Origin of the sequence: Chitinophaga oryzae, from assembly GCF_012516375.2 — a bacterium.
GTDB lineage: Bacteria > Bacteroidota > Bacteroidia > Chitinophagales > Chitinophagaceae > Chitinophaga > Chitinophaga oryzae.
On sequence record NZ_CP051204.2, the window covers coordinates 5,822,129 to 5,842,059 of the forward strand.

General features: G+C 54.3%; 13 protein-coding genes. 9 read left to right on the forward strand and 4 right to left on the reverse strand.

Translation table 11 applies throughout. The features are described from left to right. Positions 1 to 2: 2 nt before the first annotated feature. From HF324_RS22900 to HF324_RS22910, 3 genes are all read left to right on the forward strand, one after another. Positions 3 to 1,397 carry a RagB/SusD family nutrient uptake outer membrane protein gene (locus HF324_RS22900; protein ID WP_168804711.1) on the forward strand — a complete coding sequence of 465 codons (1,395 nt, stop codon included), beginning with the start codon at positions 3 to 5 and terminating at the stop codon, positions 1,395 to 1,397. Positions 1,398 to 1,641: 244 nt separating this feature from the next. Then, entirely contained in the window at positions 1,642 to 3,804 is a 2,163-nt protein-coding gene (locus HF324_RS22905; RefSeq protein ID WP_168804712.1) for a T9SS type A sorting domain-containing protein, read from the forward strand. Between the two features lie 13 nt (positions 3,805 to 3,817). Further along, positions 3,818 to 7,396, forward strand: coding sequence for a DOMON domain-containing protein (locus HF324_RS22910; protein ID WP_168860908.1), 3,579 nt, complete (start codon positions 3,818 to 3,820; stop codon positions 7,394 to 7,396). A gap of 1 nt (position 7,397) precedes the next feature. On the opposite strand, the gene HF324_RS22915 is transcribed toward HF324_RS22910, so the two are convergent. Continuing rightward, a complete protein-coding gene (locus tag HF324_RS22915) occupies positions 7,398 to 7,886 on the reverse strand; it encodes a molybdopterin-dependent oxidoreductase (protein WP_168804714.1) in 489 nt (162 codons plus the stop codon). A 190-nt stretch (positions 7,887 to 8,076) separates the two neighbouring features. Between HF324_RS22915 and HF324_RS22920 the strand changes: the two genes are divergently transcribed. Then, complete coding sequence (locus HF324_RS22920) at positions 8,077 to 9,360, forward strand: OmpA family protein (protein ID WP_168804715.1); 1,284 nt, start codon at positions 8,077 to 8,079, stop codon at positions 9,358 to 9,360. 67 nt (positions 9,361 to 9,427) lie between these two features. Here the strand turns inward: HF324_RS22920 and HF324_RS22925 are convergent, their stop codons facing one another. Further along, on the reverse strand, positions 9,428 to 11,308 hold the full coding sequence (locus HF324_RS22925; protein ID WP_168860909.1) for a M1 family metallopeptidase: 1,881 nt from the start codon (positions 11,306 to 11,308) through the stop codon (positions 9,428 to 9,430). A gap of 120 nt (positions 11,309 to 11,428) precedes the next feature. Between HF324_RS22925 and HF324_RS22930 the strand changes: the two genes are divergently transcribed. After that, complete coding sequence (locus HF324_RS22930; protein ID WP_168804717.1) at positions 11,429 to 11,644, forward strand: hypothetical protein; 216 nt, start codon at positions 11,429 to 11,431, stop codon at positions 11,642 to 11,644. Positions 11,645 to 11,831: 187 nt separating this feature from the next. Next, positions 11,832 to 12,497 (forward strand): hypothetical protein, encoded by a 666-nt coding sequence (locus HF324_RS22935; protein WP_168804718.1) that lies wholly within the window; start codon positions 11,832 to 11,834, stop codon positions 12,495 to 12,497. On the opposite strand, the gene HF324_RS22940 is transcribed toward HF324_RS22935, so the two are convergent. Together HF324_RS22940 and HF324_RS22945 are read right to left on the reverse strand one after the other, a co-directional pair. Continuing rightward, the gene (locus tag HF324_RS22940; protein WP_168860910.1) at positions 12,487 to 13,311 is read right to left on the reverse strand and encodes an alpha/beta hydrolase; all 825 of its coding nucleotides are present in this window, start codon (positions 13,309 to 13,311) and stop codon (positions 12,487 to 12,489) included. The two genes, HF324_RS22935 and HF324_RS22940, sit on opposite strands and share 11 nt — an antisense overlap. A 39-nt stretch (positions 13,312 to 13,350) precedes the next feature. Beyond that, positions 13,351 to 14,301, reverse strand: a complete 951-nt coding sequence (locus tag HF324_RS22945) for a DUF2268 domain-containing putative Zn-dependent protease (RefSeq protein WP_168804720.1) — start codon at positions 14,299 to 14,301, stop codon at positions 13,351 to 13,353. Between the two features lie 161 nt (positions 14,302 to 14,462). On the opposite strand from HF324_RS22945, the gene HF324_RS22950 reads away from it, so the two are divergent. The 3 genes from HF324_RS22950 (at position 14,463) to HF324_RS22960 (ending at position 19,925) form a co-directional block, all read left to right on the forward strand. Further along, a complete protein-coding gene (locus tag HF324_RS22950; protein WP_168860911.1) occupies positions 14,463 to 14,993 on the forward strand; it encodes an RNA polymerase sigma-70 factor in 531 nt (176 codons plus the stop codon). Between the two features lie 78 nt (positions 14,994 to 15,071). Next, positions 15,072 to 16,250 carry a FecR family protein gene (locus HF324_RS22955; RefSeq protein ID WP_168860912.1) on the forward strand — a complete coding sequence of 393 codons (1,179 nt, stop codon included), beginning with the start codon at positions 15,072 to 15,074 and terminating at the stop codon, positions 16,248 to 16,250. A 96-nt stretch (positions 16,251 to 16,346) separates the two neighbouring features. Further along, positions 16,347 to 19,925 (forward strand): SusC/RagA family TonB-linked outer membrane protein, encoded by a 3,579-nt coding sequence (locus tag HF324_RS22960; RefSeq protein ID WP_220101224.1) that lies wholly within the window; start codon positions 16,347 to 16,349, stop codon positions 19,923 to 19,925. Positions 19,926 to 19,931: the final 6 nt, after the last annotated feature.

A 19,931-nucleotide genomic window follows, 5' to 3' on the forward strand; every position in this document is an offset into this window, starting at 1 on the left:
ACATGAAAAAAACAGGACTTATACTCATCGCTATTGCATTCACCGCCTGCACCAAAGTACTGGACCAGGTGCCCGAGTATACGATTGCAGAAGACAACTTCTGGCAGACCGCCAACGACGCGGAGAGCGCCGCCATCGGTATCTACCCTGCCGCACAGAGCATGGCGCAGCAGTTCCCCGTCGCCTTTGACGCCGCATCTGACGCCACTACGGCATTACTCATCAATTACGCGCCTTTCACTCAGCATGGCATCCCGGTAGACAACCCGATTGTAGCCGCTTACTGGCAGAACAACTACACCGGTATCGGAAGGGCCAACGACCTGTTGAAAAACCTGCCAGGCATGAAAGACAGCCTGTTCACCGGCAGCCGTAAGCAGGAACTGCTGGGAGAAGCGCGCTTCCTGCGTGCCTATTTTTATTTTAACCTGCTCAGGGCATATGGCCCCGTGCCACTGGTAACGCAGCCTTACAATTCGTTCAATGCAGACTTTACCATAGAACGTTCTCCGGTGGAGGTTATCTTCCAACAGATCGTTGCAGACCTCACCATTGCCGAATCGTCGCTGCCCATAAGCTACGCCAACAGCGCAGATACCCGCGGGCGCGCCACGCAGGGTACCGCCAAAGCGCTGCTGGCCAAAGCATATCTCAGCATGAAAAAATACGACTCCGCCGCCATAAAGGCGCAGGATGTGATGAATAATACCAACTACGTGCTGGTGAACGGCAGCGCCGCCTACAGCAATATGTTTACCGTCGGTGGTAAAAACAGCACCGAGTCTGTTTTTGAGATACAATATGTCAGCTCCTCCGCACAGGCCAACGGGCTGTTCAGCTTCTATATGCCTGTCAACGGTATCCCTGCCGGACAACAGACCGGCAGCTACCAGATAGCGCCTACCGACAAGATCGTGAACGCCTATGAAGCCGGCGATATCCGCAGGAGCGCCGCCCTCGGGCTTTCTGCTGCCACAACGCCGGTAAGTTATGTCAACAAGTATGTGCGGCTGACCAACGGCACCGAGCCCAATATCATCGCACTGCGGCTGGCCGACATCATTCTTGTCAATGCCGAAGCACTGGATAAACTGGGTAAGCATACCGAAGCTATCGCCATGCTGAATATTATCCGCCGCCGCGCCTTTGGTCTGCCTGTCGATGCTCCTTCCGCCCATGACTTCCCTGCTGCCGGAGAAACTAATGCTGATCTGCCTCTCGCCATTGAAAACGAACGTTTCAAAGAGCTGGCTTTTGAAGGGCATCGCTTTTATGACCTGGTACGCACCGGCCGTGCCGGCGCCGTGCTGGGCATCACCGCCGACCAGTCGTTGTGGCCCATCCCGCTGCGTGAGCTGGGCCGCAATCCGCGGCTGGTACAAAATCACGGCTACTAGTCCCGTAAAGTGCGCTAAGAAGAATTAAGTGCGCTAAGATTAAGAAAGACTACAGGATGGATACAGAAACATAAAAAAGTTCAGGTAAAAGAAAGAATAAGAAAAGAAACCAAGAACGTAAAAAGCTTTTCCCGTTATTCCCGCAAAGAACGCCAGAGGGGGCAATAAAGTATATTAAAAACAAACTCCTTTTGCGACTTTATTTCATACTCTGCGCTCTTTGCGAGACAAAAACTCCACGTTTATGAAAAAAACATTTACCGTACTGTCAGGCCTATTGCTGGCTTATGCCGGCGCACAGGGCCAGTATATTACCACCTGGATGGGTAATAATTTTTCTGATGAAAAGAATCATGTAGGCAACTGCGCCCGCTCGATGTGGGTGTCTCCTCAGGGAGTGGTATATACCGCGTCCATGTGGGATGAAAAAGGGCGGAACATCGGTATTTACCAGAACGGCGCCACGCTGGGTTCCATGGGTGGCAACAAGGAATCACAGGGCAGCGCCATCGGCGGTGATGCTACTTATATCTACACGGCGCAGCAGGCGCCCAATAACGGCAAGGTGGGGCGTTACAACCGTACCACCAAAGTGCGGGACCTGCTGATCCCTGTTAATACCGGCACCGGCGACGCCATTACGGGTATTGTTGCTTCATATGGCCGTATATACGTCAGCGATATAGTGAATAACCAGGTTAAAGTGTTCACCACCGGTGGTGTGGCTGTCCGGCAGTGGAGCGTGAGCTCACCGGGCGCGCTGGCCATCGACAGCAGCGGTCGCCTGTGGGTAGCCCAGCAAAACAGCGGTAATGTTGTCAGCTTCGATACGATAGGGGTGGCGGGTCCGGTGATAACGCTGGGCGCCGCCGCGCGGCCTTCCGCGCTCTATGCCGACAGCGCCCGCGGCCAGCTGCTGATTGGTGACCAGGGGCCTGACATGCAGATCAAAATCTACAGCAACCTGACGGGCACGCCTGTGCCGTCCGGCACCTTCGGCGTACAGGGTGGTTACCTGAACTCATCCACCGCGCTCCGCGGTACGGTGGGCGCCAAACGTTTTACGCGGGTAGTGGGCATCAGTCGCGATGCGGCGGGCAACCTGTACGTGCTTAACAACCCGTGGGGCGGCACGTGGGACCTTGGCCGTAACGGCGCCACCGATATTCACTGCTACAATAACGCCGGCGACCTCCAGTGGACACTGCAGGCCCTCAATTTCGAAGGCAACGCTTCCGCTGATGCAGGCAGCGACGGCACCTGCTTTTACAGCGGCAACATCCTCTACGCCTATACCGGTACCGACGGCGGCGCCTACGTGGCCAACACCGTTGACCCCTACCGTTATCCCCAGGACGCCCGCATACAGATGACCGACCATGGCAGAGGCCAGCACTTCGGACATTTCGCGCATGTAAACGGACATAACATACTCATCGCCAACAACCAGAACGCCGATGTGTTTTATACCTATTACTTCAACGAGGCGACCGACGGCCACATTGCCATTCCGGGAGACACCATCAGCCAGATACGTAACGGCTTCTGCCTCGATTCCATCGGGGACATCTGGACCTCGCGCGACAAGACCAATGCCATCCAGCATTACCCGCTGACCGGCTTTGCCGCCAACGGCAAACCGATCTATGGTCCTGTGGTATCCACCCCTACACCCACCACTATTGCGCGGCTGAACAGGATAGAATATGTTCCCGCCAGCGATATGATGGTGCTGGCCGGCGGTAATACCGACTGGACGCTGATCGGGAACAGGATAGAAGTTTACCGCGGCTGGAAAGCCGGTAACCGCACACCTGACCTGGTGATCACGCTAAGCCGCGCCGTGGCCAAATCCATGTCCGCCGCCGGCAATTACCTCTTTGTAGGATACTACGCCATTCCCGACATCGATGTATTTGACCTCAGCACCGGCGCTCTGGTACTGACCATGAACAGCAGCAACCCCGCTGTGTATGTGGGCAACGACGTGGACTCACAGTATGGCATCAAGGCGTATCATCGTACCACCGGGGAATACCTGGTCACCAAAGACGACTACAATGCCAACAAGATAGTGCTGTACCGCTGGACGCCGGCGCCGCCGCCAACAACCGACAGCACCGCCGCCGCTTCGGCAGTACTTGCCCGCAATACCGGCGCCGCCTTCAGGATATTTCCCAACCCGGTGGAAAAAACATTGCACATCGACCTGAAGCAGACCACCACTAAAGGGTATAAACTGGACATATTTGATTTTTCCGGCAAGACAGTAAAAACCATGCAGGCCAGCAACACCGGCGCCTTACAGGCCGATGTGGCCACCCTGATGCCCGGCTCCTATGTGTTGCGCGTCACCGATGCCGCGAGTAACAAAGTGGTAGGGCAACAGAAATTCATCAAGCTATAAAAAGAAAAAAGGAATGAAATATTTATGGGTACTCGGGCTGTTGATCAGCAGCGGGTATAACGGTATGGCACAAATGAAAGCGCCCGCCGACTGGGTGCACTACGAACAGGTGTTAGGCGTAAAAAACAATCAGCGGCACTATGACTATGATGTCAGCATCGTCCGCGCCTCCTGCCCTACCAATGTGTTGTGGCCGGGAGAGCAACCCTCTTATACCCTGCAGGTGGTGAACCGGCTCAAAGAGCCCCTGGTAGTCAGCGGCAGCATAGAGATGATCCCTTATGGCACCCATGCCACGCCGGGAGATATCTGGTTGCCCGAGATGGTCCGCCAGGGAGAAGCGACCGCCGTTCCTGTACAGGTAAATATCCCTGCCGGCGGATATATGAACCTTGAACATGTACCCCGCATACCTGCCCGTTTTGGCGGATATGCGCTGGTGATGGACCTTGGGAAATACGGCCGCCGTATGGTGACCAGCGTGGTGCGTACATTCGCAGCTAATCCGCAGCGGTTGCAGTATCCCAAACAATCGCTGGACGATATGGGCGCAGATTTCCTGCAGCGGGTAGGCGTGCAGGCCATCCGGATGGGCGTGGATTATACGCCTACTACCGCGCCCGACTATACGCAAAAGATGCAGGCGCTGGATGCCAAACTGAAAGAGTATCAATCCAAAAACATCACGGTATTACTGATGTTTGGCGCAGGCACGGCGCCTCTGCCACTGGGCATGCCGCGCTCTTTCCTCGATTCCAACCGGGTGATGAAAAAAACCAAGCAGGACTTCGTATGGGCGCCCGCTTCCGACACCGACTTCCGGCAGTTCGTTCACCGGCTGTGCGTGCAATATGGCTGGCCTAAAGGGCCGGTCACCGCAGTATCTCTCTGGAACGAACCGTGGGAAGGCGCTTCCATCTCCGGATGGCAGTCCGATATTCTGCGTTACCGCGAAATATACCAGGTGATGGCACAGGCCGTGCTGGACGCGCGTAAAAAAGGCGCCGACGTGCTGGTAGGCGGCGGTGACTCCAATTCCAACGCCTGGGACAAACTGTTTGCTGACGGCAAAATGACTTTCCTGCCAGTTTTCGATTTCTGTTCCATCCACTACCAGGGGATGGAATCGCCGGCCATTTATCCGGAGTGGGTTAACCGCCAATCCCCCAAAGGCCGCGTAAAAATCTGGGATACCGAAAGCTGGGTAGGCAATACGGATGATCGTATAGGCCTTACCGTAGCCACGAACCGGTCTTCCGGTTACGACCGGTCCATGGGTATTTACGCCGGTTACATGTACACCGGCGGCCGCGGCAGCGAACATTTTACGCAGAAAGTGCTGACACCTGAAGGCGTCAAAGAAATCACCCGCATTCCCGATACCTGGTCGCAAGCTGCTGCGCTGGGTGCGGTACAACACCTGGTAGGCGAGCGCAGTTTCAACCGGCTGCTGTTTACCAACGGGCTGCCATGGATCATGATATTTGACGGCCGGCAACACCCGGATGACGGTACCGCCGTCATCAGCGGTGACATTGGGGATGCCTTTGGTGCGGAAAGGGTATTGTTCCGCGGGGTAAGAGGCCTGTCTGAAATAGCGGAAAAGGAAAAGATAAGAGCCGCCATCGCAGCAGGCAGCCCCCAAGCCGACAGCCTGCAACAGGTACTGCAAAAATACTATCCGCTTACCGGCGGCCGTATGCTGCTGCCCGCCGCTTCGTACCTGCGGTTGTATGACTTTTACGGCAACCCGCTGTACGCAAAGAACGGTCAGCTGGAAATACCGCTTAACAGCCAGGGTTACTACCTGCGTACCGACGGCTCCAAAGGCTCTTTCAGCAAATTGCTGGCAGCCCTGAAAACCGCCCGTATAGAAGGTTATGAGCCGGTGGAGATTATCCCTAAAGATATGACCGCCCGCATCTCCCAATCTCCTGTAATGCGGCTGCAGCTGACCAACATCCTGAACCGCGCGGTAAAAGGGCGGCTTCAGGTAACCTTAAAAGGACTGCGTATCACTGCGCCGGATACGGTGTCGCTGGCGGCGCATGAAACCCGCACCATCCCTGTGCAGATTACCGGCGGTGTTGCCGCGGCCAGCAATACCTACCCTCTCGCCGTACATTTCGATGCGGGCGCTGACGGCATCGCTGCTCACTATGAAGATATGCATGTGAATGTAATCTCCCGGTTAAGCATCAACGTAGACGGGCAGCTGGACGACTGGCAGCAGGCTATACCGCAGACCGTCAGCAGCAAAGGCACCGCTGCCGTCAGCGTGACGGAAGCAGCGTGGTATCCGTTCAAAAACTTCGACACTAACGCCAACGGTTATGCCAGCGGGTACTTCGCTTACGACGACCGTTACTTTTACTTTGCCGCCAAAGTAGCCGACAGCACGCCGCATCCGGGCACCTATCGTTTTGCGCAGCGTCCGGACGACACGTTCTTTTATCCCGATACCTCTTATGTCCTGGACATGCAGGAATCGCTGATCACCAGGGAAAGCAGCGCACCTGCCACTGATGCCGGCGCCTTACAGCTGCCCGACGGCGACGGCCGCATCCTGCATTACTGGGAAAGCGGCGACAACACCAATTCCTTCGGGGTAGACCTCCGGCTGCCGAAGCCCACGCAGGTAGCGCTGTACCTGCCTTCGCTAAAGGTATCTTCCCTGCGGCTGGAAGTATATGACAACGAGAGCGGCAAAAATCTGTTCCGCCGTACCCTCACCAACCTTTGGGGCGGCGCCTGGGAAGTGCTGCGTCTCGAAGGCAACGTACGCATCGTGCTGCACGCCAACGCATGGTGGTATACGCCCAAACTGGCGGCGCTGCTGTTTGACCAGCCATCATCTGACAGCATTTTTGTGAAAGAAGATTTTGATACCCGCGGCAACTGGAAAGGGGTGTACGGCGCTTCAGGGCACTACATCGTGGGAACGGATTCCCGTTTACCCGCCGGCGTTACCCTTACGCAGGCCTTCAAAGAGATCAGGCAGCCGTTGATATGGCCGGCAGGCGTACGACACTATACCTATCAGAAGAACCCCGTTACACCCGACAACTCAGGGCTTGGTTATTCGTATGACAACGTATTGCTGGCCTTTAACGTGGTCCCGGAGGGCAAAGACGGTATGCTGGCGCATCCGCCGGGCACCATGCCACGGTATACCGGTTATAAATGCACCGATTACGAGTATGCGTTCAACCCTGTGGCCGCGGAGTATGGCGGAGGGACCGAAATATGGCGGCTGCTGGCGCCAGGGCTTAACAGGAAACATTTTTTCCCGAGGCAGCCCAAATCAGCCAAAGAAGGACCGGTGAGCAACGGCCGGCTGGCGATCCGGCGCGAAGGCAATACCGTGATCACCGAATGCGCTATTCCGTGGGAGGAGATACCCGACGTAAAAGCCGCGGTGGACAAAGGACAGCTGGTAAAACTTTCTTTCCGGGTGAATGACAACGGCGCCCCCGGCAGTTGTATGGAGCTGGCTAAAGAGCGGAGCGTGTCCAAACAGAATGCCCGGGCGTTTCACCCTGACTGGAAGGTGCATTGGTCCAATGAAGTGGAGTTCGGCATAGAAAAATGAGCTAGTCCTTTGCGAACCGTATAATTATTTCCGTTACCTGGAAACTGCTGCGTGCCGGTTTTTTCTCTCCCGGCACCACCAGTCTGAAAGGTCCTTTCCCGGCGGGCAGCGGTTGTCCGCCGGATTCATCTGCCAGTATCACTACCCTGTCGGTAAAGCTGCTGTCCAGCTCAGCCAGCGAGAACAGCACCTCATAGCCGTCGGCACAACGCACCAGCAGGTATTTGCTGAGGTTTTCACCTCTCAGCGTTTTACCGGTGGTGACGCCCGCCTGCTCCAGGATAGCCTGTACCGGCACGCCGGTATAGGCGTGATCGTTACCATCGCGGTCTTTCAGGGAAACAGTGGCGCGCTTCATCTGGCGCAGCGTTTCAGGATAGAGCGTCAGCGGGCGGGTAACCTCGCCGGAGACTTTCACCGCAGGCCGCTGTTGCGCCATGGCAGTGATGCCGGTGAGCAGCAGCAGCGCTATACAACAGTTCTTTATCATCAGATTAATCATGGTTAAACGGATTGGAAAAACGCGGACAACACTTTTTTATGCGTAAATATAACAGAAAGCGGCCAACGTTTTCTTAAAGGGTAACTTCCGGAAAAAATAATATGCCCCCGGCAACAGATAGCTCTAAACCGACGTACCTTGCAATCCACTTTATCTATCATCTGAAACCATTGTTATCATGAAAAAGGTATTCCTGTTGCTCGGTATCTGTACCGTGGCGGGCACTACTACGCAGGCCCAGCTGTTTGACCGTATCAAAAACAAAGTACAGCAAAAAGTCAATGAGAAGATCGACAAAACCATCGACGACGCTACCGCTCCCAAAAAGAAAGGCGAACAAGGCTCTACCAACTCCGGCGATACGCCCGCTCCGGAAGACACCGGCAATAACGCACCGGTAGCTGCCAATAGCGGTCCTGCCAACACCGATATCAAGTCTTATTCCCGGTTTGACTTTATACCGGGAGAAAAAATCATCGTGCAGGAGAATTTCGCGCAGGACCCTGTGGGCGAGTTTCCCGGCCAATGGAACACTCGTTCCGGTGCTGAAATAGTGACCGTGAGCAACCGCCCCGGCAAATGGCTGGCCATCAAACAGGATGGTATTTTTTACCCTGAATACCTGACCAGCAACCTTCCTGACAATTTCACACTCCAGGTGGATATCATGGCCAGCAACGGCATCGCCGGCATTGGCATGCTAACGGTAAGCGTACTGAAAGCCACCGGCACAGAAGAGAAATTTGACCTGGGAGGCAAAGAGCATATCATGGCGCCTTCTTTTAAAGTAGGTTTAGCACCCAAATCCTCCGGTCAGGGCTATCTCAGTTATTCATCCAACCTAATCGGCGATAACACCATCAACGGTTTGCCGGTATTCAATGTGCCGAAGAAAAACTATGTGCGGCTGTCTCTCTGGCGCCAGAAACAACGGGTTCGCGTGTACCTGGACAGCACCAAAATAGTGGACCTGCCACGAGCACTGGATGCGGGTGCCGTGCTGAACACCCTGGCTTTTGCAGCATATGCGCCCGACTATGATCAACAGGATGGTACCTTTTACATTGGCAACATCACCCTGGCGGTAGGCGCCCCAGATACCCGCAACAAGCTGATCACAGAAGGCAAATTCATCTCTCATGGTATTCTCTTCGACACCAACAGCGACCAGATAAAACCGGAATCATACGGTGCCCTGAAAGATATCGCCAATGTGCTGACTGAAAGTGCTGCCATAAGGGTAAAAATCGTTGGTCATACCGACGCCGATGGCAACGAGAAGCTGAACCTCGACCTGTCCAAACGTAGGGCCGAGGCTGTGAAAGCAGCGCTGGTAAAAGATTTCGGTATCGATGTGGCCCGCCTCGAAACAGATGGTAAAGGCAAGACCCAACCCATTGATAATAACAATACCGAAGTAGGCAAGGCAAACAACCGCAGGGTGGAATTCATTAAATTATGAATAACTCCTAAAAGCAAAGCGGCGGCGCCTTCCGGTGCCGCCGCTTTGCTTTTATATTTCCCGCTGATCAATGTTTACTTTTCCGGCTATTATCATCCGGTGTGGCATCCATAAACAGATTACCGTCCAGGGTTACCGAGTCGACAATTTTACTTGCCGGCACCGTCAGCTGCAGTGCACGCAGATTTTTCTTCCATACGGCCGGCGTCTGATGCACGGTGGAAGAAGATCCGTCAGCATAATGGACCACCACATCGAAAGGAATGGCAAAACCACCTTCGTTGACGATAGACAGCGTGGCCGTTTTTCCTTTCACCGTCACCCCCGCCAGTTTCAGGTCGATATAGTTATTACTGAAGAACCAGTTCTGCCAGAACCAGTTTAAATCCTGTCCTGCTGCGGCGTTGAAGCTATAGAAATAATCCCACGGAATGGGGTGTTTGCCATGCCATTTGTCCATGTACGCATGCAGACATTTGCGGAACAACACATCGCCCAGCAGGTCTTTCAGCGCCAGGTAAGACAACGACGCTTTGCCATAGGAGTTGACGGAGTAACCATCGCCTGTTACCTGGTTAGACATGGTGATAATGGGCTGATCTTCTTCCGTGGACGGGTCGCTGATATAGCGTGCCACACGGAACTTCCGGTAAAAGTCATCGGCGCTGGCTTTGCCCTTTTCATGTATGCGCACCAGGTATTCGAAGGTAGTGGCCCATCCTTCATCCATAAAAGCGTAGCGGCTTTCGTTGATGCCCATATAGAAGGGGAAATAGGTATGCGCCATTTCATGGTCCTGCAGCAGTTGCGCAAAATCGAGGTCCTGCCCCACGGAGCCATCATTCACCATCATTGGATATTCCATATCGGCATACCCCTGGAACGCGGTCATCACCGGGTAGGGATAAGCCACGCCCGGCCAGTGATGGGAGAAATAAGACAGGGCGGTGTGGGAGAAAGCGACAGAATGCCTGAAGTCGTAAGCCGTATCATGATAGGCTGCCTGTATACTGGCACGGCGGCGGGTGGCGCTGTCCACCACAACGCTGGCCGCATCCCAAACATAGTGGTCGCTCACGCCCAGCGCCACATCGGGAATATGATCGTAGCTGAATTTCCAGGTGTTCCATTCCTGCTGCAGGGTGACTTTGCCGCCGGCCATTTCTTCCCGGGTGGCGATATGCAGGCAGGAATCGCTGCTGTAGGACTTTTTCAGGCGCGAAGCAAACTCCGGTTGCAGTACTTCCGCAGCGTTGAGCAGGTTACCGGTACCCCACACCACGAAGTTCTTCGGCACTTTCACGGCCACCCGGTAATCGTTAAAGTCATTGTAGAACTCCACGCGGCCGGTATGCTGCAGCATGTTCCATCCGTTGTAGTCGTCATACACGGCTACCCGGGGATGGTAATAAGCAAGAAAATAAGTGGTGCTGTCGATAATGCCTTCCCTGCCGCTTTCCGCTGACAGTTCCTGGCGCCAGCTGATCCGCAGCTGCAGGCTGTCTTTCGGGGCCAGCGGCGATGGCAGTGCAATGGTGCCGACCGTTCCCTGGTCATTATTATAAGCGACCGTTTTACCATTGATCACGAGCGTGTCTATCACCACGCCGGCGGAGAGGTATTTTTTGCTGACATACCCGGACCGGGGTGATTGTGGTTTATGATGATTGCCGATCAAATCGAGCACAAGCGTTTCAAGTTCGTCGGGGCTGTTGTTGATATAAGTGATACTTTCTTTGCCATATACTACCGGAGAAGGGGGGTTAATGGTAAGATGAATATCATACCGACCTTTGTTCTGCCAATACCTGGCACCCGGATTACCGCTGCGGGAGCGGGTCTGGTTCTCATAAGCCTTCCTGATATTACGGGGTTCGTACAGCTGTTGCGCCTGCACCGCTACGGTGGTAGCCGCCAGTAATAACAGGGTGTTTAAACATTTTTTCATAAGCCTGAATTGTTGCAGGGATAAAAATAGGAAAACTTGCCTCAAAAAACGGCTGTTGTTCAGTCCGCTCCCGGCATACAGGCACAATGATTGTGCGTTTTTTTATAAAAACGAACTGCCATGAGTACATTTCATATCGATTATCACGGACAGCTGATTGCCGTCTCGCAGGAGTCGGCTGACAATTTCCTGGTGGCGCTGCCCAACAAAACCATGCGGTTAGTCCGCAAGCAGGACAGTGACGGTGCAGATTACTGGTTTGAGAAAGACACCGACAACGAAACGCCGGAAACAGCAGAACTGGGCGCAGCCATTGAAGTGGTCATGGGCAGCTGACCCACCTCCCAGGTTCCCGGTATTTTTTTATCAAGAGTCCCGCAGTTGATGCTCAACTGCGGGACTTTCTTTATCTTCGCATCCATTAACACAGACTGGCTGCTTAACCCAATTTTATTAAGTGGATCACCTATAGACAGGAAACCTTACTATTACTATTCACACATATGAAAAACGTCTATCACCCATGATGACACATTATGATGTCACCAAACTGGAACATCTTGAAAGAAAAACCGACTGGAAAAAAAATTACGCACATTTCGCCTCCGGAAACAAACTATTACTGGCACCTACCCTATTGATCGCTATCGGCGGCCTTACCCTCTTTCTGCTGAACAAAACACGACTGCTGCAAAGCGGTTACGGACTAATGGCCGGATTGATCACCATGGCCGGCGTGGTCCTTTTTGTCATCATCTCGGTAAGAGGGAAAAAACAGGTATTGGAAAACATCTCCCAAAAACCGGTATGCCTGGCAAAGATTATCAGGTCCAACGAACAGCAACAGGTGTATTACGGCATCTTCAGCACCAGCGATACCCGCTGGGACACTGCGTTGCTGCAGCACATCTCCGAGCGCGTGGGCAACATCACGGCCGACACCAGCAACCCGGATGACAAAACCGTGGAGCGGTTACTACGCACTTCGCAGGCAAACGTGCCCCTGCAGACCTGCTCTCTGCCGGCGTCTTTTACCGGGGGGCATCAGATCTACCTGAAGTCCTTTGACTTCAGCGTGCTGGACGAAGTCACCTGTGACTACATCAGGCACCGCAACGGTATTTTTCCGGTGCTATATGTAGATAACAGCAACGTGCCTGTTGTCCTGAAAGACTACATTACTGCTTAACAGGTGGTACCATCTTGTGAAACAGCGTATCGAAGCCTGCATAGAGGCTGCGGTGCAGTATCGTGAGATGATCTTCCTGTGGCATGGGCAGGAAATGCGGCATTATCAGCTGCGGATTGGCGGACTTCAGGACCGCCGCCAGGCGTGCAGCGTCGTTTTTCATCATATCGCCTTCTTCTCCGACAGACAGGTATACGCTGACAGGCTTTTTCAGATTGGCCTTCAGCAGTGCCGGCGCTTCCGCCAGCAGCGACTGGTGGCTCCACCATAAACTGGGGCTGATGATCGCGTATTGCTCAAAGAGGAAAGGACGGCGCAACAGCACCTCAGTAGCCAGCAGGCCGCCCAGCGACTGTCCTACCAGCGTACGGTGGGGTTTTACCCGGTAGTGTTTCTCAATATAAGGTTGCAGGTCTTTCTCCAGGAAAGCGATGAACTTCGCGGAGCCTCCCGTAGTAGGGTAAACTTCCTTGTCCTTTGCAATGGTGGTAGGGAACGTAAAATCCCGCTTACGGTCTACATTGGCGATACCCACCACTATCACCGGCGGCATAAAACGGATCATGGTCAGAAACTGCACCAATCCTGCTACATGTATAAAGTCCTCATTGGCAGAGCCGTCCAGCAGGTAAACCACCGGGTAGGTGGCGGTATCTTTTTCATAACCTTCCGGCAGATAAATATTGAGTGTACGGGTTTCACCCAGTTGTGACGATACCACATTATCAGTGACGCCCAGAACAAACGGCGTTTGCTGTGCTTTCAATGAAAAGAAGCTTCCCAACAGCAGGCAACAGGCTAATATTTTCTTCATAAACAGGTCTACTTACAAATAATTACGCTAAAATAAGCATCAATAACCGGAGGCTTTAAAAAATCTATTTACCGCCGTGCTGTCGCCATAGTCCAGTTCTATGATCTCACGGACCGCCGCTTTTTTATCTTTTTGCTGATCGTAGTAGGACTTGCAGATGGCGTATCCCACATAATAACCGAGATCGCCTACGGGCGCATTGTCTGACGCAGCGTTATATAACCAGCCGTCCCAGGAGGGATTATGCATCTCCGCCAGGAACTTTTTCCGGACCGTCTCCGCATTTTTAAGGCCATAGTCCATATAAGGAAGCGGCATCTTTTTGCCGGTCACCAGCTCAGTTACGAAGTCACATGCGCCTTCACAGATTGCCTGCGACAACAGGTTATAGCCGTGGCGGCGCTGCTGCGTATGTACGTATTCATGAATATTAAGCAGGACCGCATTTTTTATAGGGTCTGTGATGTAGTAATTGCCGAGGAATTTCTGTTTTCCGGGAGAAAATTCAGAGATGTCTGTTGTCGCATCGCCGGTTACCATCTCACTGCCAATCAGCACCATGTCATTCTGTGTAGTACCGCCGGAACGCAGGGCGCCGACGGTAAAATAGATGCTGGCCGGTTTTAAAGCAGGATATAATTCCCGCAGCTTGTCAATACCAGGGCCGAACTCCGGCGCCAGTTTTTTAACCTTGTAGGTATTACTCCGTATGGAACGCCAAAACTTCGGGTAACGGCGGATGACTTTCACCCATTCTCCGGCCGTATATTCTTTGGCCTTCATAAACCCGTGCAGGCCGGGCGTGCCCTTATCGATGTACAGCGTTTGGATATAATGCAGCTGTTTCAGGCTATCGGTTGTGGTACAGATGCTGTCATAGGCATTCCAGAAGTTGTCGATATCGGTGGTGATAACATTCGGCCCCTTTTTTTGCATGGAGGCGGTGACAAACATCCAGCTGGCGATCAAAATAATGGACGTAAACTTCATAAAAAAGTCAACTTGTAGTTTGCGTCCGAAGATAATGGGTATTTGTTTATCTTTTTGCGATTTTATGTGTAAGTTACCACTGCGTTATATATTCAGGCGCCGGTACCGGCGCTGCCCGGAATTCACGCTATATTAGTAACCAGGTAAGAAAGGGAGCGAATATGTCTATGCAGTCAGACACACTGGAGCCAGCCAGTCTTTTTAAAGCTTATTATCCGCGGCTGTGTTATTTTGCTTTCCAGTTTACGGGAGACAAAGACCAGGCGCGTGACATCGCACAGGAGGCTTTTGTAAGCTACCTGGGGCAGCGCGCCCAGGTGGCGCCGCATCCGGTGGCGGTCAAAAATTTCCTGTACACTTCCGTCCGCAATGCCTGCCTGAACCTGTTGCGCCATGAGAAGGTGGTAGAGAAGTTCGCAGCCTCGCAGGCCGCTCCGCCGTCCGATGATACCACCGTGATACTGACCATGATCCGGTCTGAAGTGCTGGGAGAAATTAATCGTGTATTACAGACACTTCCTGAAGCCTGCCAGGAGGTCATCCGTCTCGGATATATCGAGGGCCTGAAAAACCAGGAGATTGCCCACCAGCTGAATATCAGCGTCAACACCGTTAAAACACAGAAAAAGCGGGGGCTGCATATGTTACGCCAGCGGCTGGACCCTGAAATGTACACACTGTTCTTCCTCTGACCCTTTCCTTTCAAAAAAATTTCCGGTGCTTGTCACCCTGTTTGCGGGCTTGCGTTTCTTTATTATGGAAACGACATTATGGACCAACATCAGGACACCTTTGACCTCGCCGCACTGATAGGGCGATGCCTGCGGGGAGAAGCCACCAGCGCGGAGCAGGAGCAGTTGCAGCAATGGCTGGCAGCAGATCCGCGGCATGAAGCGCTGTACCGCAGCCTTCAGGACCCTGAGCAGGTGGCCGCCGGCATCGCGTTCCAGGAAACGATTGATGTGGGCGCCGACTGGGAAGCCGTACAGGCCCGTGCGACTGCCGCACCATCTGCCCGCAGGCCGGTATGGATGAAGGTGGCCGCATGGTCTGCCGCTGCAGCGGCCGTGATCACCGGCATAGTGTTGTTGTATCCGCAGTCCGCCACCGTTACGGACGCCCGTATAATCGCCGACCAGTCTCACACTTTCCATAACGATGTGCTGCCCGGAAGCGCCCAGGCCGTTTTACAGCTGGGCAACGGAAAGACGGTAACGCTGGGCAGCCAGGCCGGCAATACCATTACAGAAGCCGACGGCACCACCATCCGCCGGGACAGTGGCAGCCTGGTGTATGCCGATGCCGGCGACAGCGCCCCCACCGGTTTGTATAACACGCTGACCACACGGGCCGGTCAGTACCAGCTGACGCTGGAAGACGGCACCAAGGTATGGCTCAACGCTGCATCGTCGCTCACTTTTCCCGTACACTTCAGCGGCGCCGAACGCAAAGTGACGCTCACCGGTGAAGGATACTTTGAAGTGGCCGCCAATGCGCGCCAGCCTTTCAAAGTGACTGTCAACCAGGTAGATGTGCTGGTATTGGGCACGCAGTTCAACATCGGGGCCTATGGCCCTGCCGTAAAAACGACGCTGGTCAGCGGAACGGTGAAAGTACAGCTGCCCGGTCAACGCTCCTGGCAGCTGTCACCCGGGCAGCAGGCCAGCGTACAGCAGGCGCAGGTGTCCATTACCAATGCCGACACTGAAAAAGCCATCGCCTGGAAAGAGGGCATCTTCTATTTCAAAGACGACGACTTCCGGGATATTATGGAGCAGGTGGCCCGCTGGTATGACCTGGAGCTGGAATTCAAAGGACCGCTGCCTGCGAAAAAAATCAGCGGCAACATCAGCCGGCAGGCGAGACTGTCACAGGTGCTGGAGATGCTGAACTATGTGAGCGGCGCCCATTTTGATGTCAGGGGCCGGACCGTCAGCGTGGGCCTATAACGTACACGTATATACGCGACTTAACGATACCTGTAATGAACAACCAAAAGCTAAAATTAACGGGACATAACCGCTATTAATCTAAAATTCAATCCGATGATGAAAAGATTTATTTCCGCTTGCCGGCGGGGTATGCCATTCCCTTTGCCTGTAAAAATCAGGGCGGCTGCTCACCTGACCGCCCTGCTGCTGTTACTGGCCGCGCTGAGCGTTTCCGCCGCCGGTTACGCGCAGAAAATCACCCTGTCCATGCAACAGGCGCCGCTGGAGCAGGTGTTTGCCGCCATCCGTCAGCAGACAGGCTACTATTTCCTGTACAACAACGACCTGCTGAAGAAAGCAGGGAAAGTCAGCATACAGGTAAAAGACGCAGACATTACCACCGTCATGGACCAGTGCCTCTCCGGGCAGCCGCTGGCCTACAAGATCATTGACCGCACCATTTCCCTGAAAGAAGCGCCGGTAAAGCAGCCCGCCACCCACCTGGCAGCAGATACCGTCATCACCGGTAAAGTGACCGACGAAAAAGACGTGCCGCTGCCCGGTGTGACCGTCACCGTAGAAGGTTCTTCCAAAGGCACCGTTACCGACGGCTCCGGCAGGTACAGCATACAGCTGCCCGCCGGCGCCAAAGCGCTGCTGTTCTCTTTCATCGGCTACAGCAAACAACGCCTGGAGCCCGGCGGCAGCACCCTGCTGAACGTGAAGATGAGCGAAGGCGCCAAAGGCCTGTCAGAAGTGGTGGTCACCGCGCTGGGCATCAAAAGGGAAAGTAAATCGCTCGGCTATACCGTCGCCGAACTGAAAGGCGCCGACCTCTCCGAAGGTAAAGAAGTGAATGTGGCCAACGCCCTCTCCGGTAAAGTGGCCGGCGTACAGGTGAGCCGCCCCGCCTCCGGCGCCGGCGGTTCTTCCAAAATCGTTATCCGCGGTAATAACTCGCTGCAGGGCAACAGCCAGCCGCTGTACGTCGTGGACGGCGTACCGCTGGACAACCAGAACATCGGCGCAGCCGGCAGCACCGGCGGCGTGGACTATGGCGATGGCATCTCCAACATCAACCAGGATGATATCGAAAGCATCTCCATCCTCAAAGGGCCTAACGCCGCCGCGTTGTACGGTCAGCGGGGCAGCAACGGCGTCGTGCTCATCACCACCAAATCCGGCAGCTCCCGCAAAGGTATCGGCATCAAATTCAGCAGCGATTACTCCCTCGGCAATGCACTGGTGACGCCCGATTTCCAGGATGAATACGGCCAGGGCCTCAACGGCGACTTCACCCACTTCCGGGCCACCGACGGTAAAATATATACCATGGCGCAAGCCAAAGCACAAGGCTTGCAAGGCATACCCAAAATGAGCGCCGGCCGTGACCGTATCGCCCGCAGCAGCTGGGGCCCTAAAATGGAAGGCCAGCAATACGAAGACCAGTGGGGCAATATCCTCAACCTCACCCCTCAACCCAATACCTATAAACAATTCTTTAACCAGGAAAAACAGTTCGTCAACAACATCAGCGCCGAAGGCGGCAACGAAAAAGTGAACTACCGTTTTTCCTATTCCAATACCCATGTGGACGGCTATGTGCCCTCCAACACGCTGGACCGCCATACCTTCACCCTCCGCACACAGGCGTCTATCACCCCTAAACTGCAGCTGGACGCCAAACTGAACTACATTAACCAGAAAGGAAAAAACAGGCCTACCCTGTCCGACGCCTCTGACAACCCGGCCTATCTTTTCATCAGCCAGCCACGCAGCATGCCCATGTACATCCTGGCGGACTACGCCTGGACAGCACAGGATGTGGCCAAGCAGCTGGGCTACAGCGGCGTTACGCCCGGACTGGAAAAAACCTACGCCACCAACAGTTCCACCGCCAACCCATACTGGACCATTCATAAAACATACAATGCCGACCAGCGCGACCGCGTGCTGGGCATGCTCCGCCTGTCGTACGACTTCACCAGCTGGCTGAAACTCACCGCCCGCGGAGGTACCGATTTCTACACCGAACAACGCCTGCGCTACCGCGCCAAAGGTACCTACCAAAGCCAGAACAGAAACGGCGATATCGAAGAAAGAGTGCTGCGGGTAAGAGAAGACAACTACGATGTGTTGCTCAACGCCAACCTGCCGCTCAACAAAGACTTTACCCTCGGCCTGAACGCCGGCAGCAGCCACCAGAAAAAGTTCTATCGGATGACCGGCAATACCGGCAAAGAGTTTATTGTGCCGGACCTGCATGTGATCAACAATACGCTGACCAACTCCTACCTGTTTGACCTGCAGGAGTCTGAAATCAATTCCGTATACGGCTTCGGCCAGCTGTCGTTCCGCGATTACTGGTTCCTCGATTTCTCCGCCCGTAACGACTGGTCCTCTACCCTGTCTGCGAAGAACAATTCTTTCTTCTACCCTTCCGTGAGCACCAGCGTAATCATGACTGACCTGCTGGACCTGAAGAGCAATGTGCTCACCTACTGGAAGCTGCGCGGCTCCCTCGCACAGGCAGGCAGCTCCGGCAACCCGTACCAGCTGACCGGTACCTACAGCCTCGATCAGTTCACCCATGGCGGGCAGCCGCTGGGCTATTTCACCGCGGTGATCCCTGACCCTAATCTGAAGAACGAGCTTACCACATCCGTGGAATTCGGTACCGACCTGCGGTTGTTCCATAATCGTTTAGGCATCAGCTTTACTTACTATAACGCCGCTACGAAAAATCAGATCCTCGACGTGCCGCTGCCGCCGTCCAGCAAGTTTGAAGCACGCCGCATCAACGCCGGCGAAATCCGTAACCGGGGCATAGAAGTGTCCATCAGCGGTACGCCCGTGAAGCTGTCCAACGGCTTCACCTGGGAAAGTGCGTTCAACTTCTCCCGCAACCGCAATGAGGTAGTGTCTCTCACCGCCGGCGTGGAAACATTCGTATTGGGCAGCGACCGTGGCATCAACGTTATTGCCGCGCCGGGCAAGCCTTTCGGCACTATGATCGGCACCGGCTTCGCGTGGCTGAAAGATGAAAACGGCAACCGCCTGATAGATCCCAATACCGGCCTGCCGCTGCGTACGCAGGGCCGTCAGCTGACAGAACTGGGCAACGCCCTCCCCGACTGGACCGGCGGATTCTCCAACACATTCCGTTATAAGGGCTTCACCCTCGGGGCGCTGGTGGATATCCGCCAGGGAGGCATGGTATACTCCCAGAGCAACCGCGAAGAGCTGATCTACGGCACCACCAAAAGGACCCTCGCCGGCCGTGACGGCAGCTATGTCGCCAGTGGCATGATCGCCGCCAAAGACAACAACGGCAACTGGGTAAGCACCGGCAAAGCCAATACCATCGCAGTAAAAGCACAGGACTACTGGAACGTGGTGGCCAGCGACAAAGAAAACGTGGTATCAGAAGAGATGATGAACGACGCCAGTTACATCGCGATGCGGGAAATCAGCCTCAGTTACCAGTTGCCCGCACGGCTGTTCTCCGGCAAAATCATCAAACGCGCCGGTATCGGCATCTACGGCCGTAACCTGTTTTACTTCCAGCGTAAAACAGACGGCTTCTCCCCTGAGGCTTCCGGTTTTAATGTCAACAACTCCTCGCTGGGCCTGGAATCTACCGCGCTGCCCATGATGCGGAACTTTGGCATCAACCTGAGCCTGGATTTATAATCAAAA

Bases quoted from the DNA above. Each gene is read 5' to 3' on its own strand.
- HF324_RS22900 (WP_168804711.1), top strand. From the start codon at position 3: ATGAAAAAAACAGGACTTATACTCATCGCTATTGCATTCACCGCCTGC.
- HF324_RS22940 (WP_168860910.1), bottom strand. From the start codon at position 13,311: ATGAAGAAAATATTAGCCTGTTGCCTGCTGTTGGGAAGCTTCTTTTCA.
- HF324_RS22945 (WP_168804720.1), bottom strand. From the start codon at position 14,301: ATGAAGTTTACGTCCATTATTTTGATCGCCAGCTGGATGTTTGTCACC.
- HF324_RS22915 (WP_168804714.1), bottom strand. From the start codon at position 7,886: ATGATAAAGAACTGTTGTATAGCGCTGCTGCTGCTCACCGGCATCACT.
- HF324_RS22950 (WP_168860911.1), top strand. From the start codon at position 14,463: ATGTCTATGCAGTCAGACACACTGGAGCCAGCCAGTCTTTTTAAAGCT.
- HF324_RS22925 (WP_168860909.1), bottom strand. From the start codon at position 11,308: ATGAAAAAATGTTTAAACACCCTGTTATTACTGGCGGCTACCACCGTA.
- HF324_RS22930 (WP_168804717.1), top strand. From the start codon at position 11,429: ATGAGTACATTTCATATCGATTATCACGGACAGCTGATTGCCGTCTCG.
- HF324_RS22920 (WP_168804715.1), top strand. From the start codon at position 8,077: ATGAAAAAGGTATTCCTGTTGCTCGGTATCTGTACCGTGGCGGGCACT.
- HF324_RS22960 (WP_220101224.1), top strand. From the start codon at position 16,347: ATGATGAAAAGATTTATTTCCGCTTGCCGGCGGGGTATGCCATTCCCT.
- HF324_RS22935 (WP_168804718.1), top strand. From the start codon at position 11,832: ATGATGACACATTATGATGTCACCAAACTGGAACATCTTGAAAGAAAA.
- HF324_RS22910 (WP_168860908.1), top strand. From the start codon at position 3,818: ATGAAATATTTATGGGTACTCGGGCTGTTGATCAGCAGCGGGTATAAC.
- HF324_RS22905 (WP_168804712.1), top strand. From the start codon at position 1,642: ATGAAAAAAACATTTACCGTACTGTCAGGCCTATTGCTGGCTTATGCC.
- HF324_RS22955 (WP_168860912.1), top strand. From the start codon at position 15,072: ATGGACCAACATCAGGACACCTTTGACCTCGCCGCACTGATAGGGCGA.